The 16,883-nt window shown below is 45.7% G+C and carries 13 protein-coding genes; 2 read left to right on the forward strand and 11 right to left on the reverse strand.

Features of this window, described 5'->3' with window-relative positions; translation table 11 throughout:
* Positions 1-25: 25 nt before the first annotated feature.
* Positions 26-685, reverse strand: coding sequence for a MarR family winged helix-turn-helix transcriptional regulator (locus SEDOR53_RS0114000; RefSeq protein WP_026770284.1), 660 nt, complete (start codon positions 683-685; stop codon positions 26-28).
* Positions 686-881: 196 nt separating this feature from the next.
* Here SEDOR53_RS0114000 and SEDOR53_RS18110 point away from each other — a divergent pair, with 196 nt between their 5' ends.
* Positions 882-1,145, forward strand: a complete 264-nt coding sequence (locus tag SEDOR53_RS18110) for a deaminase/reductase (RefSeq protein WP_037327192.1) — start codon at positions 882-884, stop codon at positions 1,143-1,145.
* On the opposite strand, the gene SEDOR53_RS0114010 is transcribed toward SEDOR53_RS18110, so the two are convergent.
* The 9 genes from SEDOR53_RS0114010 to SEDOR53_RS0114055 all read right to left on the reverse strand — a co-directional run bounded on the left by SEDOR53_RS0114010 (position 1,146) and on the right by SEDOR53_RS0114055 (position 13,790).
* Positions 1,146-1,652, reverse strand: coding sequence for a GNAT family N-acetyltransferase (locus tag SEDOR53_RS0114010; protein ID WP_026770285.1), 507 nt, complete (start codon positions 1,650-1,652; stop codon positions 1,146-1,148).
* A 225-nt stretch (positions 1,653-1,877) separates the two neighbouring features.
* On the reverse strand, positions 1,878-3,044 hold the full coding sequence (locus tag SEDOR53_RS0114020) for a glycoside hydrolase family 172 protein (RefSeq protein WP_084220439.1): 1,167 nt from the start codon (positions 3,042-3,044) through the stop codon (positions 1,878-1,880).
* A 214-nt stretch (positions 3,045-3,258) separates the two neighbouring features.
* Positions 3,259-4,707, reverse strand: a complete 1,449-nt coding sequence (locus SEDOR53_RS0114025) for a RagB/SusD family nutrient uptake outer membrane protein (RefSeq protein ID WP_084220440.1) — start codon at positions 4,705-4,707, stop codon at positions 3,259-3,261.
* A 12-nt stretch (positions 4,708-4,719) separates the two neighbouring features.
* Positions 4,720-7,794 carry a SusC/RagA family TonB-linked outer membrane protein gene (locus tag SEDOR53_RS0114030; RefSeq protein ID WP_026770288.1) on the reverse strand — a complete coding sequence of 1,025 codons (3,075 nt, stop codon included), beginning with the start codon at positions 7,792-7,794 and terminating at the stop codon, positions 4,720-4,722.
* A gap of 118 nt (positions 7,795-7,912) precedes the next feature.
* Entirely contained in the window at positions 7,913-9,259 is a 1,347-nt protein-coding gene (locus SEDOR53_RS0114035; protein ID WP_026773856.1) for a HAMP domain-containing sensor histidine kinase, read from the reverse strand.
* Positions 9,260-9,281: 22 nt separating this feature from the next.
* Positions 9,282-9,956, reverse strand: coding sequence for a response regulator (locus SEDOR53_RS0114040; RefSeq protein WP_026770290.1), 675 nt, complete (start codon positions 9,954-9,956; stop codon positions 9,282-9,284).
* A gap of 97 nt (positions 9,957-10,053) precedes the next feature.
* Positions 10,054-10,746 (reverse strand): VIT1/CCC1 transporter family protein, encoded by a 693-nt coding sequence (locus SEDOR53_RS0114045; RefSeq protein ID WP_026770291.1) that lies wholly within the window; start codon positions 10,744-10,746, stop codon positions 10,054-10,056.
* Between the two features lie 84 nt (positions 10,747-10,830).
* Positions 10,831-13,188: a TonB-dependent receptor gene (locus tag SEDOR53_RS0114050; RefSeq protein ID WP_026770292.1), complete on the reverse strand. Its 2,358-nt coding sequence runs from the start codon at positions 13,186-13,188 to the stop codon at positions 10,831-10,833.
* Between the two features lie 107 nt (positions 13,189-13,295).
* Entirely contained in the window at positions 13,296-13,790 is a 495-nt protein-coding gene (locus SEDOR53_RS0114055; protein WP_026770293.1) for a YkgJ family cysteine cluster protein, read from the reverse strand.
* Positions 13,791-13,822: 32 nt separating this feature from the next.
* On the opposite strand from SEDOR53_RS0114055, the gene xerD reads away from it, so the two are divergent.
* The gene (xerD, locus tag SEDOR53_RS0114060; RefSeq protein WP_232214779.1) at positions 13,823-14,752 is read left to right on the forward strand and encodes a site-specific tyrosine recombinase XerD; all 930 of its coding nucleotides are present in this window, start codon (positions 13,823-13,825) and stop codon (positions 14,750-14,752) included.
* A gap of 139 nt (positions 14,753-14,891) precedes the next feature.
* Here the strand turns inward: xerD and SEDOR53_RS18115 are convergent, their stop codons facing one another.
* Positions 14,892-16,832 carry a von Willebrand factor type A domain-containing protein gene (locus SEDOR53_RS18115; RefSeq protein ID WP_026773855.1) on the reverse strand — a complete coding sequence of 647 codons (1,941 nt, stop codon included), beginning with the start codon at positions 16,830-16,832 and terminating at the stop codon, positions 14,892-14,894.
* Positions 16,833-16,883: the final 51 nt, after the last annotated feature.

Below are 16,883 nucleotides of genomic sequence, written 5' to 3' on the forward strand. Positions count from 1 at the left end.
AATCCCCTTAAAATTATCCTGACAATTAACTTAGCCGGCTATATGCTACATCCAATAATTCAGGTATTTCCACATTCATGCAATAAATGGAGTGATGGAAGTCGTCCAATTTGGAAAGTAACCGTATCAGATCCATTTTTTCCGCATAGGTAAGGTTACCGGTAACCACCTGTGAAGCTTTACGAATCTTCTCCATTTGCTTTTCCAAAACATCAATACCTGCCGGGGTAATTTGGATTACTTTACTACGTTTGTCTACCTCAGAATGCGTTTGCTCTGCCCACCCGTTTTGTATCAAACGATTGATGATCTGGATGCCTGCTGACTTATCGTGCACATTTTTCTTAATAAGTTCTATTTTGGACATGGCACCGAAAGCTTTGAGGTTAATGAGGTAGATAAAATCTTCCTGCGTAGAAAATGCAGAGCCATTGATGGCAGATTTAGAATAATACTTAGCATACCTATTCATATGCACGATAAAAGTGTTGATAACACTATCTAAACTCCTGCCGTTTTCTTTACCTTCCCATTTGGGCTCCGCTACAATACCAGGTTCTATCGTAGTGCTGCAAACCCATTTTTTAAACCCCTCTACATCGTCACTATAAACAGCTTCTTTATGATTTTCCAGTTCAAATTGATGAACCAAATTTATTACGTCTATGATTAATCGGTATTCCATTTAATTGAATGATTGTTCGCAAATATACTATTTCGTCATCAAAATAGTGCAAAATAATACTTTTAATTTGCGATAATTATCCGCTTTTATACCTCTCGTAATTCACTGGGTAAGTGTTGACAGCATCATCCTGAGCATACCCAGGTGTGTAAGAAACCAGGAAATAACGGTTACTTTTATGAAACCCGTTACGAACATGACAACAGGCACATTTGCATTAACGATACACATGGTTTCGAGTCTTGATGGAATGATTGCCAAAAAAGACAACAGCGTTTCGTGGTTTGAAACACCTGATTACTACGAAAATGGGGTTGCCGGACAAGACCCAACAGAATTCCTTAAAACAATAGATTGCTATATAATGGGTTCCAGAACTTATGAACACGCTCTGGAACTTTCCAAATCTTATGGATGGGCTTATGGAGATAAACCAACAATTGTAGTAACACACAGATAACTAATCTATCAGGCGTTTGCCCAATATCTTCAAGCTTCTTTCCTGGCCGTCTAACACTGCAACATTCGGCAATGTTGCCCAATCTTCAAAACCGAAATGTTTGAATAGTTTTATACTTGGATCATTATGAGCAAATATAAACCCAAGCAGGTTTTTGATTCCGTATTGGGGAGCGTTGTTGAGGCAATATTGCAGAATGATTTTTCCCAAGCCTTTTCCTCTCTGGTTTTCGTCCAGGTAAATACTAACTTCCACCGTTGCATCGTATGCCTTTCTTCCATAAAACGATTGGAAGCTCACCCAACCGATCGTTTCTCCGCTTTCATTTTCTATTATCCAAAGTGGTCTTTTAGCAGGAGAATGTTCCTCAAACCATTTTAACCTGCTTTCAACTGTAACATTTTCTGTATCTGCCGTTACCATTCTTGATGAAATGGTTGAATTATAGATCTCAACTATTTTGGGCAGGTCTTCTACAGTGGCATTTCTAAACGTCAATTCGCTCATGTTTGCTTTTTTAGAAAGACTTTAGATTTATTGCAGGTGCCAGCTTTCCCGTAAAGTTATCCATGTTGGGTTAGCATTAACGGGCGCCAAAAGAATCTGGCTGGAATCGAACAGAAAATTGAAGCCGGCTATCTCATTATATCTGAAATTAGGTTTTAAAGAAATTCCCATCGATACTTCGCCTTATGCAAGGGCAGACATTCGAATGGAATATTGGTGCGCCCATTAGTTCACTTCCAGCTCATCCTTAGCCGGCAGTTGCGGGAACCTGCCATGAGGCTCTGCCTGATACCAGAATACAACACTGGCAATATCGTCCTGCAATGGCAAATACCGGCCGCTGTTATCGTTGTGCCAGCCCAGGTCTTGTATGGTTACCTTTAAATTCTTTTCAAAACGTATAGGATCGGTAATATGCCAGCGGTATAGGCCAAACCTTTGTTGGGAATTATAATGCCCATCCGGACGTATCACCTGTACCAGCCCGGCATATGGTGTGTTGAATGCAGTATAATTGCTCTCCATAACCCCTGATGCGTTTTTACTCCTGGTATCAAAATCATAGCTTCCGCAGAAATAATCTTCCGTTCCGGTTCCGCATATCGTAGGGAATTGGCTGTCACCATCCATATAGAACTTGATCTCTCCCTCACCCCACCAGCCGTTGGCATGTACACCAATGGCCATATAGGTTCCCACATATTGCCCCTTACCCGTAACACCATCCAGCAACACATAATCTTTTTTATAAGGGTTAGGGTTGATGCGCTTGTACTGTGCATGAAAATAGGCAGCTTCGCGGGCAATTTCTTTCAGCTCATAATTGATGGAATAATAAAGGGTCATATCCTTATCATCTATATTCTCCATCGTGATCTTACAACGGCGCCTGAACGGCATTGGCCAGTAGCAGTTGAACGCACTGCCCGGGTTCACACAAACGGCCAGAGAGCTGAGCGGCGCGTACTGTCCCCATCCCATACAAAAAAAGTCGCCCACCGGACATTCCACACTGGGCGTACTTTCTCCATCCCAATAAAAACGGATGATGCTATTGCGCCAGTTGCCGGTTGGTGTCATCCAGATATGATTGATACAGCCGCTGGAATCGATATCGGCCAGTGTGAATGCGGTGTGTGATTTGATCACTACAGAGGGACTCAGCTTCCAGGTTTGTCCGAGTTCCCTGGCAGCAGAAGCGCCGGTACCGGTGGTAGCCATCCCGCCCATACCTTTTGCTCCTGTAAAATTCTCCGGACTAATGCTCCTGCTTTTAGCATCGGATAACTTATATAATTGTTCAAGGTTATTTTGTGCGTTTGCCTGTATCAACAAAAGAAAGGCAAAGCACAACAACAATCCATGTTTGGTTGCAACCGATGGTTTTATCATAAAGCTGTTATTTGTTTAAAGATAATTTTCTTTCCGGATTTTATTGTTTGATGGCCTAGCAATATTTCGAGTGCTATGTTCTCAACCGTGTATCCGTTGTGTTCCCTCCGGTTGTTCCCCTACGTTTTTATCACAAAAAAAAAAATCCCCATTGACAGAAGCCAATGAGGACCAGCGCACTACCTCCTGTCTTACGCTTATTGAACAACCGGTACTACCATCCGGGATTATTAGGAAGGATATTACTGTTCACCAGCAATTCTGCCTGCGGAATGGGCGTGTGATATACTGATTCGGAAGGTTGCAACAGATTCTTGGTAACACCGGCCGGTAAATCATCTGCCAGGCGCTCTATATTGCTATTAGTGCGCCTCAAATCAAATAACCGGTGCCCCTCAAATGCCAGTTCTTTGTATCGTTCTGTAAGAATGGCCCTGATAAGATCCGTATTACTGGCGAAGGACTGGCTGGTATAACCTTGTATCCTTGCGGCACGTAAAGTATTCAGATCATTGGTACCATCTGCCAGTCTGCCCATACGTGCATAAGCCTCTGCACGTATCAGGTACATTTCCGCTGTACGAAATACTTTTACGTCTGCCAGGTTAAGAGCACCCGGCTGTCCCGCATATTTATTGATGGTATTTGGTAATTGCCCGCCTGTTATCAAAGAGGAATCTGTAGCAAAGTAACTGCTGTAACGCACATCATTGGCGCTGTCATACAACCGCATCAGTTTGAGCGCCGGTGCAAAATATACAATACCGGTAGCAACATTTTTCCATACATCACCCGGACGGAAAGCGCTGCGATTGGTGCGCTTCAGTTTAAAGATCACTTCCGCATCGCTTTGATCCTGCCATATGGCAGGAAAAACATCCGGTGTTGCCAATGGAATTTTATTGATCAGCAGGGAGGATTTATCAATGGCTCCTTGCCAGTCGCCCGCATACAGCGCTACCCGGGCTTCCAGCGATTGCAGTGCATTCAGGCCCATCCTGATATTAGTGCTGCTTGTCTGTTGAGCAAGCAGGGTTTCTGCATCGGATATATCCTGTTTCAATAATTTGAAAAAATCAGCGGTAGCTGGGCGGGAAGGTTTGGAATCAAGATCCGTACGCGTAATATAAGGAACAGCGGCTGCATCGGGCGTGTACACCGGCGCATAAGCATAAGCCCTGTACAGGTCGAAATGCTGAAAAGCCCGGATGACCAGCAATTCCCCCTTCAGCTGGTTTCTCTTTATTTCCTCGCTCGCATTCTTTACGGGCACTGTACCGATATGCTCCAGTATACTATTGGCCCTTCCTATGATCTGGTAAGCAGTGGCCCAGGGGCTGGCAATCTCTTTATCGCCAACAGAGAAAGTCCACCTGAACAATGATTGTGCACTGCTGTTCACACCCGCATTCTTTAAACCAATGCGGCATTCATCTGTGGGCACACTTGCCAATTGCATGATATACTCTTCCTGCCAGTCGGCATACACGCCCAATACGCCCTGTTCCAATGTTTGTACGGATGAGAAAACGGCCTGGCCGTCTACCTGGTCAACAGGTGTTTTTTCCAGTTGCTTGGTGCATGACTGCATACCGGATACCAGTATGATCAGGAAAGAAAATACAAACCATTTCTTTATTGTAATGTTGTTCATTGTGTACATAATGCTTTTGATTTAAAATGAAACATTGATACCACCTGTGATCATTCTGGGCATAGGATATTCATATTGCGCAATATCATTGGCATCTTCCGGATCAAACCCACGCCATTTCATGAATGAGAACAGGTTCTGTCCGTATGCAAAAACTTTCAGCCCGTGTATGTATTTCGACAGGTTTGTTCCCAAAGGAACATGGTATGCAATGGACAGGTTCCTAAGCTTAAGGTAATCGGCACTCATGATATCCCTGGAAGTAAAGAAAGTAGGATACTGCGCCCCTGCATAAGCAACATGATCACCGGGTTTCTGCCAGATATTCAGCATATCGGCCGATTGATTATACTGCCTGTAGTTGGCATCACCCGAGTGGGCATACAGGTTGGGATAATTGAGCCTGGACATACCTTTGATGAAACTCATCAGCAACGAAACTTCAAATTGTTTATAGGTAACATTCAGGGTAAAGCCGCCTTTGTAAGGAGGATCGTATACCTTACCTGCCATGGGTACTGCATCACCTGAATTATATGTGTTGGTGGTCTTTCCATCTTTTGTTAAATAAATCGGGGCCCCTGTTGCAGGATCAACACCTTGCCAGCGAACAGCATAAAAAGTTCCCAGTGCATAACCTGGTAAACTCATCGATGCTTCATCGGCAAATATCTTGCGCTCATTACCCAGTGTTAACACCATGTTCTGGTTATAAGCCAGGTTCAGACCAGCCGTCACTTTCCAATCCTTTTGTTTGATGATGTCTCCTTCTATCATCAGTTCCACACCCCTGTTCCTGATCCTTCCCTCATTGGATGAAATGGTAGCAAAACCGGTTGTGAGGGAAAGGTTCCTGTTCACAAACAGGCCATCGGTAATACGGTTATAAAAATCAAGCTCGGTACGCAGTCTGTTCTTGAAGAACCCGGCTTCAACGGCCACGTCTGCAATACGATTCATCTCCCAGTTATAAGCCGGGTTACCTGGGGTTTGCAACTCATAAGCGCTTTGCCCTGCATAGTTGGCCGGCGCATACAGCTCCCTGTATCCATAATCGCTGGCAAATCCGCCTGCATTGCCGGTGAGGCCATAACTGGCTCTCAGCCGCAAGTAAGAAAAGTGAGTTCTCAATCGTTCGGCAAAGGATTCAGAGAGCACATTCCAACTGCCGCCTACAGCATAGAAATATTTATACCGGTTCAAAGCAGGCACTTGCGAAGAACCATCTCTTCTCAGGCTTGCCGACAATGTGTATTTGTTGGAATAAGAATAACGGGCAATGGCTATCTGCGACAACAACAGGTTATCGGGTGTGGTTTGTCCGCTTATAGCAGGAATGAAATTATTATCAGCCGTACCCTGTGATACACCGGCAGGTGTATTGAGAAGCAAGCTGTTCAATCCGTAACCGGTAAAGCCAAAACCTTCTCCTTTGATCCGGTTCATTTCAGCCAGCAGGTTGGCTTCCAGTTCGTGGTCACCCCATTTTTTGTTGTAGCGAATGCCCCCGTTCGCAATCAAACCCAGCCTGGTTGCGAGGCTGCGCTGGTAAGATCCGCGGTTGCCATTCGGTTCCTGCGCGCCATAATAAGAATCGGGATTGAGATAGTTGGTAAAATTGGATTGCTGGTAATCGATGCCCACCGTACCGATCAGGTGCAGGTTGGAAGACAAACGGAAATCCTCATTCAGAGAGACCACCGCTTTGATCTGGTTGTCTTTACGCAGGCTATTGCGATACACATCCAGGGCATTGGAACCAAAATTACCGGGTCCGGCAGAATCAGTGGGCGACTGATAAGGCAATGCATAATACAGTGAGGCGATGGGATTCTTTTCTGTAATACCACCACCTCCTACTGCTGCACCCCCTTGTGGCGCCACACCTTCGTCCTGTATGTAACGCACAGCAGCGGTAGACAATCCAACAGACAGGCTCGATTTCAAACGGCCGCTGGTATTCTGGATATTGGCCCTCAAACTATAGCGTTTCAGGCTGGAATTCAATGCAATACCTTCCTGGTTCAGGTAAGAAGCGGCAATATAAAACAGGGTACGATCATTACCGCCCGACAAGTTCAATGTATGCGATTGTGTAAAAGCTTTACGAAGTAAGTATTTACGCCAGTCGGTATTGATGGTTTTCAGGCTATCGAGGTAGTGCTTGCCAAATGCATAATCAGCGGCTGTTTTCGGCGTGCTCACTCCATTTACGATCTTATTCGGGTTATTCGCCGAATAAGCCCATCCCGGAAGGTTGGGATCCTGCAGTATCTCTTCAAACTGCAGGCGCTGTGAGGTATTCATCATATCCCACTTGGAACTGTTGACCTCAGAAAAACCCATCTGTGTTTTATAGTTGATACGCACTTTACCATCCGGCAGTGCCATTCCTTTTTTGGTAGTGATCACGACCACACCATTAGCCGCTCTCGAACCATAAGGTGCTGTAGAAGCCGCATCTTTCAACACGTTGATAGATTCGAAATCATCTGTATTCAAAGCGGCAAAAGAAGCGGCAGCAATGGGAACTCCATCTACAATATAAAGCGGATTAGTATCGCCGTTAATGGAACCCAGTCCGCGTATGGTAACACGACCAGCTTCACCAGGTTGCCCTGTAGGCGTTCCTACATATAATCCTGGTGCACGTCCTTGCAGCATCACATCGAATGATCCAACGGGGTTGTTATCTATGGCAGCAGCTTTGATGGTAGACACAGCGCCCGTGGTCTTGTTCCTGCTCTGCTGTGTATAACCCGTTACCACGACTTCTCTCATCTCCTGTACATCTGCGGTCAAAGGAATCACGAGGTCATTGTCCAACGGGGTAACGGTCATTTGTTTGGTTTCATACCCCATCGATTTGATCACCAGTGTACATAACTGGTTAGTTATTTTTAGCGTAAACCGGCCCGATGAATCAGTGATCACATTGGCATGGTTTTCTTTACAGGAAACATAAACTCCTGTTATAGGTAAATGGGATGTTCCGTCTTGTACGCGCCCTTTTAAAAGCCGGTCTTGTGCATACAATGGCACAAATGACAATAAGCCCGCCAACAGGAAACAAATACTGCTCAACATCAATTTCATAATAGATCATTTTGCGTGTTAACTATTTCAGATTCAATAGCGACGCAAAACTAGAAGCGGCTTATTAAGAGCGTCTTAGCCTGAGATTAGCCGGGCATTAGTATATCATTAGAATCCTTTAATGTTGGGGGAACTCCATGATCATATCGGTTCCATTTCCAGGTTGTGAACGAACGGTCAATAAAACATTGTGCAAGCGGAATATTTTTTCACTGAGCGATAACCCAATGCCCACTCCTTCGTATTTTTTTGCATTGGATGCCCTGAAAAAAGGCCTGAAGATATTCTTACGATCTTCTTCATTGATGCCTATTCCGTAATCGCGGATGATGAGGGAGGTCTTATGGTTGTTGGCTGTGAGTACACAGTCTACTCTTTTCCCGTCTGAAAACTTGATCGCATTCTTCAGTATGTTTCCAATGGCCAGAAAAAGCAGGTGCCTGTTGCAGGAAAACGTGTACAAATGTTGATCAGCGGATAAATGATAGATGAGTTCTACCTCATGATGAGCAGCATATTCATCTTTTACCTGCCACATCAGTTCATCCAGGCGAACATCCTGCCTGTCTTCATCTACAATGGTTGCCTGGGCCAGTTCCAGCAGGCTGTTCAATAATTCATTCAGGTGTTCCGTTTCATTCAGTACTGTTTCCAGCGTTTTCCGGTAGTCGTCTTCGCTTCTTTTGGCACGCAGGCTCACTTCCAGTGAACCAATGATGGAAGTTAGTGGCGTTCGCAGTTCATGCGACGCATTGCTTACAAATTGTTTTTGGGTCTCGAAAGATTGTTCCAGGTGTTCGAGCAAATCATTGAAAGAACGTATCAATTCGCTGATCTCGTCTTTTCCGCCCGATTCATTCAACCGCTGGTCTAAACTGGTAGAACGAACGATCCTGATATCCCGGATCATCTTTTTGATCGGCTGAAGTGCCACTCTTGAAAAAAAGTGCCCGATGATCAGGGTAATCAACAGGGAGCTCAGGAAGAACAGCAACATCACATGGAACAACTGTTGCATGGCTTTGATACCATATTGATCTACTGCCGAAATCAATACACAGAAGTCTCCGGAATTATCCTGGTACAATATGCCAACCACTTGACGGTTATGATCAAAATAACGAATACTTCCCGATGAACGTACCTCATGAATGATTGCACGGCTCCATTCATGTGAAATGCTGTCTCTTAAAAAAACAGGCTGGTCGCTGCTATCGTAAATACGTACTATTTCGCCCGGAATGGATTGGGGGTATTTTTTGATGATATCCTTGAACTTGTCTGAAGGCAGGTTGTCTTCTGCCAGGAACAGCTGCGCTACAACGGTAGCCCGCTCTGTCAACCGGTTCCTGAATTCACTTTTCCTGTTGCTGTCTGTGATGAAATAGATACCGGTAAGCACACCCAATAAGAGTATGGCGAATAATACGGTGAACTGCATCAACAACCTGTCCTTGATCTTCATGGCTGTTCCTTTTATTGATGTATTATGGTTCTTTGAGTGTATAGCCCATTCCAATGACCGTATGGATCAGTTGTTGCTCAAACCCCTTGTCTATTTTACTGCGCAGGTAATTGATGTACACATCAATGAGGTTGGTTCCCCTGTTGAAATCAATGCCCCAGACCATTTCAGCGATCTTTGTTCGCGACAATACCCGGTTCTTATGGATCACCAGCACTTCCAGTAACGCGAATTCTTTGGCAGTTAACAGGATCTCTTTTTTATTCCGGGTCACCTTTTTTTTATAACCGTCTACTTCCAGGTCGGCTACCCTGTAAATGGTACCGGGAGCTATCAGGGTCTTACGGCGGGTGAGCACCCTCAGACGGGCAATCAGTTCTTCAAAATGAAAGGGCTTAACCAGGTAATCGTCGGCACCGCAATCGAATCCTGCCATTTTATCCTGCATGGTTCCCAATGCAGTTAACAGTAATACGGGGAGTTCAGGTTTGAGGCGACGGAGTTCTTTGCATACTTCCAGTCCGTTCCGCTGCGGCAAGATCACATCCATCACTACCACGTCATAATCATTTTCCAGGGCAAGCCGCTCTCCCGTTAACCCATCATAGGCAACGGTTACATCATGTAATTGTTCTTTGAGTCCTTTTCTGATAAAATCAGCCACTTTCAGTTCATCTTCTACCAGCAGGATATTCATGCATACAAATTTCCTGCAAAAATACAGGTCAGCCGCCGCGTTAAGATGCTACATTAATAAAATCTAATGTCAGGTATAAACTTAATATTTCTGCCTATTAGACGTTCCCCACAAGCTTGGCTATCAAAAAAGCAGCCGCAGCAGCTACCAGCCCAATCATGGTCACTTTCAGCGCCCCGGCCACAGGCGCCTGGCCTGTGACCTTACTTTTGAAATAACCGAATACAAACAGGCTGATCGTGGTAATGACCACGGAAATCAACAAGCCATCATGCGGCGTATGGGTAAAAAAATAAGCCGACAGAGGCAACAGGCCGCCTACACAATACGCTATACCAATGGTGAGTGCAGAATTGCGCGCCCTGTTGGGATCGGGTTTTTCCAGTCCCAACTCAAATTTCATCATGAAATCAACCCATTTGTGTTTGTCTTTTGCCATCTCTTCAGCTAACAGGTGTTGGCCCTCTGCATTGATCCCGTATGCTGCAAAGACCTCTTTTACTTCCTGCTTTTCTTTTTCAGGCATCTGCTCTACTTCATCATACTCCCTCTTCAATTCACTCTGGTAATGCTCCAGCTCTGTTCTGCCTGCCAGGTATCCGCCCAGCCCCATCGCAATACACCCTGCCACTATCTCTGCGATACCGGCAGTAACCACAATAGTATTATTAGACACGGCTCCGCTCAGACCTGCTGCCAAAGCAAAAGGTACGGTGAGCCCATCACTCATGCCTATTACCACATCGGTAATGAAGGCAGAGCTTTTCAAATGTTCTTCGTTATGCGGCATAAAAAGAATTGATGCATTAAATATAGAAAAAGGAGTTGCTTTGAACAACTCCTTAATATCAATAAATAGTGATCTCGGGTTCTGTTAGAACCTGTATGCCACCGTGGCTACCAATTGCGTGGGCGGAATGGGGTTTATACTGTAGTTTTCATGCGTGTAATAATTCAGTGCATTGGTAAGATTCGACAGTTTGGCCAGTAAAGATATTTTCCTGAACGTATATCCTGCGCTGATGTCAACCGTTGCAAAGCCGTCTACATTGAACAACCTGTTATAGTTCTGTGATTGTCCTTTGGTATTGTTGAACCCGGCAGTACGCGGCCCGGTATAGTATACACCCGCTCCAAATTTCCATGCATTCACATGATAGAATACGGTAGCATTGGCCGAACTCCCTACACTGTTCTGCAGCTTTTCTCCCTCAATGAAATTGCCTTTGGCATCCGGTGTACGGGTATAACGGATATAATTGTAGCTGTATCCGGCAACCACATCCAGTCCTTTGGCCGGGTGAACAGAAATATCCACTTCCACTCCATCGCTGGTGGTTTGTCCGGTAAGCGCTTTCAGGTTGGTGTTGTTATTAGGCGTTACTCCATCGGCAGCGAACAAAGCTGTTTGCGCCAGGTTATTGTTGACAATACGGTAACCTGTTACATTGGCTGTCATCATACCGTTGAGGAAATCATTCTTGATACCCAATTCATACTGGTCTATGATCGATGGCGCCAGTGTATTGCCGTATACATCCGTGCCATTATTCACAGTGAATGAATTGGCATAGGAAGCAAAGACACTGGTGTGTTTGGCAGGTTGGTATACCAGTCCCGCCCTGGGCGAGAAGGCCTTATCGGTCTTGATGGTTCCATTAGTAGTGGTATGATTCACCAGATCGGTTGTGACTGCAGGCTTTGCATCCTGTATTGACCAGCGGATACCCAGCAACAGCTTCACCTGTGGCAGCACGGTTATCAGGTCCTGTGCATAAGCACCGAAGCGTAAAGTAGGCGTTTCCACCACTTTGATGGCGTTGGCTACCGGTATATCGGTACGGGCTTTGAATTTATTGGGGTTCAGCAAATTGATCGTATCGTATATGGTGGGTTGATTATACGTGTAGGCGGTAGTATGATATTTATCAGCATCCACACCTGCCAGCAATATATGATCCATCCCCGCAGTGCTGAACCTGCCCGTGATATTTGCCTGTGCAACATAATAATCCTCTACATTATTGGCCCTGTTCAACGGCCTGTACCAATCGCCGTTTGCCAATGCCTGGATACGTTCGGTGGAATAATAATCGCGCCTGTAATCCTGGTAAGAAACGGAGGCATTCAACTTCCATCGGCTATCGATACTATGTGTAAGCGATGCAGCAGCACTCGATTGCTGTGTTTTGGCATACTGCCAGTTGGCGCCGAAGAATGCAGAACGCGACACTGGAGATATGGTGGTATTATTGATGGTACCAATACCAAAATCAGGTGTGAATGCATGGTTCAGGTAATCACCCTGGATGAGCAAGGTAGTACGTTTGCTCAGGTTGATCAGGAAAGACGGATTGACATAGTATCTTTTTGAACTGACCACATCGCGATAACTCCTGCTCCATTCATAAGTACCATTGATGCGATAAGCCACCGATGCAGACAGGGGGCCATATACATCGAAAGATGGTTTGTACAGATCATAACTGCCTGCCCGCACAGAAAGTTCTCCGCCTGCATTGAATTTGGGTTGCTTGGTCACCATGTTTACGATACCGCCGGGCGCCACATTACCATATAGGATAGCGGCGCTGCCTTTGAGTATCTCAACACGTTCCAGCCCACTCACTTCAGGCATGGTGCCTGAATTCACCCGTGCACCGTCTTTGAAGAGGTTGTTGCCGGTGATGCTGTAACCGCGGGCCGAAAAATTTTCCTGGGTAGCACCACGCGTTGTGGCCAGGTATACGCCGTTGGCATTTTTGAGTATATCACTCAAGCGCTGCGCCTGCTGTGATTCGATCAACTCCCGGGGAATTACAGTGATGGCCTGCGGCAGGTCCATCGCAGGAATACCTGCCTTACCAATGGTTACCGCTTTGGCATTGGCAGTTCTCCTCGCTTCCACGATCACTTCTTCCAACTTTTTAGCTGTTTCAGTCAATGTAAAGTGGAGTTCAGTAAGGGAATCTTTTCCGATGACAACTTGTTGCGTCACCGTATGCAAACCGGCATGGGACACTGTTAATATATGGATACCGGTTTTTATATTTCGCAGTATAAAAGATCCGTCTTCGAGTGAAACAGCGGTCTTCCCTGTTTTTTCTATTACGATGTTTACATCGGCAGCTGGTTTACCATCGGTAGTGGTGACCTTTCCTTTAATGGTTCCTGTCTGAGCCGTTGCCGAAAATCCCATAAACAGTAACAGCAGTGCATATATTTTCTTCATAGCCTTTTATTTGGCTGCGAAATACGCACGAAGCATTTGTTCAGGGCTGCCGTATTGGGAAAAGCTATTTATACAATTGGGAAAAACAGACTGCAAGCAGACTTATGTCAGAGACGCGACATCATTTTCTCTACCATCTTGAACGTTGCCGGACAGTATGCTACATTCTGTTTGTGCACATGAATGTAATCGGTCATTTTTTTCTTCTTCAGGTGGGGAAAACCTGCACAATCATCCGGGCGCACTTCATAAATGCTGCACATATTGGTGCGCAGGTCCAGGAACTGGCAAGGCTGCTTGACATTCATCCAGTCGCCATCGGCCTTGTCAAAATAGAGCCATTTTTCTTTGAATTCATCGGTCGTCATTTCCAAATGGGCTGCAATGCGTTTGATGTCTTTATTACTGAAAGTAGGGCTCATGGTTTTGCAACAATTGGCGCAACTGAGGCAGTCAACTTCCTGCCATACTTCCGCATCGATGGCTTCGGCTATTTTATCGAGATGGCGAGGCGGGTTCTTTTCGATCTTGGTTAAAAACCTGCGGAATGAGCGTTGGTTGTGACGCACTCTTTGCTTGAATGAACGTAAATTGACTTGCATCTGGGAAAAAAGAAATTTGTCCTCGCAATATCATGTACCTTTCCCGCAATTCCAAATCCATCATGTGGGAAGCTTATAAAAAAGGATACAAAGCCTACCTGAGGCTGGAAAAATCGCTGAGTGAACACTCGGTGGAAGCCTATCTGCGCGATGTAGAGAAACTGACACAGTTCCTGCAGGCGACCAGCCAGCTCAAAACACCCGGCGATATTGAACTGAAAGAATTGCAGCAGTTCGTAAAATGGATTCATGAGCTGGGGATGACGGCCACTTCCCAGGCGCGCATCATTTCCGGCATCAGGAGTTTTTATAAATACTGCCTGGCAGAACGGATAGCACAAAAAGCCCCTTCCCTGTTGCTGGAGGCCCCGCGTACCAAGAGGACCCTGCCCGATACGTTGAGCTTTGCAGAAATTGAGACACTCATTGCGCAGGTAGATCAAAGCACCCCCGACGGCGGACGCAACAAAGCCATACTGGAAACCATGTACAGTTGCGGACTGCGTGTAAGTGAACTGATCGGACTGAAGATATCCTGCCTCTATCTCGATGTAGGCTATGTGCGCGTGACCGGTAAGGGCGACAAAGAACGCCTTGTGCCCATTGGCGATGATGCAATCAAATACATCAAACAATACAAAGACCTGATCCGTTCGCACCAACTGATCAAAAATGGTTGCGAGGATATTCTTTTTCTGAACAAGAGAGGCACGGGGCTGAGCCGTGTAATGATCTTCTACATCATCAAAGACCTGGCTGCCAAAGCGGGCATCACCAAAAACATATCGCCGCATACGTTCCGTCATTCCTTTGCCACCCACCTGGTAGAAGGGGGCGCAGATCTCCGTGCGGTACAGGAAATGCTGGGCCATGAAAGCATCACCACTACAGAGATCTACACCCATCTCGACAGGGATTATTTAAGAGACACTTTGCACCAGTTTCACCCGGCCTTTAAATAACAACATCGTCATCCTGACTAAGCGAAGAACGTCATCCTGAGCGAGCGAAGCGAGTCGAAGGACCTGCTGAACATTCAGGCAGATCCCTCGGCTACGCTCGGGATGACGATCGTTGGGCATTCTGGATGACGGTAAATGGTTAATCAGCATGAACAATCTCTTTGCTATCAGATAACACAGCCGCTTTATCAATCAACCCGATCATTTCTTTTCTATACCCTTCCGCATCTTTGCCTATTGCGCCTTCAGCAAGTGCTTTCACGAAAGTATAATTGGCAGTACCCTTGTATTTTGATTGACGAAGCAGCATACCAAACGAAGCAACCGATGCGGCAAAGCGGAAATTTTCTGAAGCCTGCTCTATTGGTATTACTTGTGATTGCACCGGCACCGATAATAATTTACTGGTCTCCTGACCAGGGTCTTTGTAACGGAGTTTAACAAACATCAGTTCACCGGTGTACCCGGCAGGTAGATGCTTCTGTTCTTTGACCTTCTGGTAACGCAACGGATCTACACTGGTACTATCAGCAAGGGCCACGCCGGGAGGAACGATCTCATACAGTGCAGTAACAGTATGCCCGCTGCCCATATCACCGGCATCTTTTTGATCGTTGTTGAAATCTTCTTTGGCCAATATCCGGTTTTCATATCCTATCAACCTGTAAGCTTGCACTTTAGCAGGGTTGAACTCCACTTGCAGTTTAACGTCTTTGGCAATGGTATATAAAGTACCGCCGAACTCATGTATGAGTACTTTTTTAGCCTCTGCTATCCCATCGATATAAGCATGATTGCCATTCCCTTTATCTGCCAGTTTCTGCATTTTGGCATCCTGGTAATTGCCCGTACCATAGCCGAGCACTGTTAAATAAACGCCACTTTTGCGTTCTCCTTCAATCAGTCTCTCTAAAGCATCATTGCTCGAAGCGCCTACATTGAAATCACCATCGGTACAAAGGATCACCCTGTTATTTCCTTTCTTGTTGAAGTTCTCCTGGGCCACTTTATACGCCAGTTGAATACCGGCTCCTCCGGCCGTAGAGCCGCCTGCTTCCAAACGATCGATGGCATCCCGCATGGCGGCTTTGTGTTCTCCATCAGTTGAAGGCAATACCAATCCGGCATTTCCTGCATACACTACAATAGCTACCCTGTCAACCGGCCGCAACTGGTCAATCAATAATTTCAGCGAGGCTTTCACCAATGGTAATTTATCTTCTTCAAACATGCTCCCGCTCACATCTATCAGGAAAGTAAGGTTAGATGGTGGTAATTCCGATACATCCATTTTCTTTCCCTGTAATCCGATCAATACCAGTTGGTGGCTGCTATTCCAGGGACAAACAGCTGCTTCCGTATGCACGGAGAATGGCGTTTGGTCTTTCGGCTGCGCATAAGCATAATGAAAATAATTGATCATCTCTTCAATGCGTACCGCACCTTCCTCCGGCAGTTCTTCGCTATTGAGTATACGGCGCACATTACTGTAAGAGGCTGCATCTACATCAATGGAAAAAGTAGACAAAGGGTTATTGCCTGTCTTTAAAAACGGATTTTCTTCAATGTGATCATATCCCTCCCTGTTGAATGGTTCACGGGTCACAGGAAACAGGTGAGGGTTGTTTCGTCGAACAGAGACACCTGCATCCCGCCTCAACCCATTATTGGATGTTGTGTAGTATTGATGCGTATTGATTGCAGCCTTATTCAATGAAGAACCCATCACTATCATATCTTGCAGCGGTTCCGGTTCTTTCAGTTTTGCCGGTAATGTAACCGCCTGTACCACAGATTTTAAATGAACGGTTACCTGTGTATGCTTTCCAACAGGCTGTTCCCGGGTCTCAAACCCGGCCGCTGTAATGATCAATACGGCCTGATCATTGTTCACCAACAAATTGAAACGGCCAAGGCTATCGGCAACAGCCACCGTTTGCGTTCCTTTGATCGATATCCTGGCTTTGGATACCGGCTTACCCGATTCGTTCACCACCCTGCCGCTCACTTCGCGCGATGAGGGAACAAAGGCTGTTGCCATTACCAACAGCAGGCAGCCCAATAGCATCTTGTATTTCATAATGTTTTTCAGAAAAGATGCCGGCACGGAAAGAATTACACAGGAAAGCGA

Source organism: Asinibacterium sp. OR53 (assembly GCF_000515315.1).
In the GTDB taxonomy this organism is placed as follows: domain Bacteria; phylum Bacteroidota; class Bacteroidia; order Chitinophagales; family Chitinophagaceae; genus Sediminibacterium.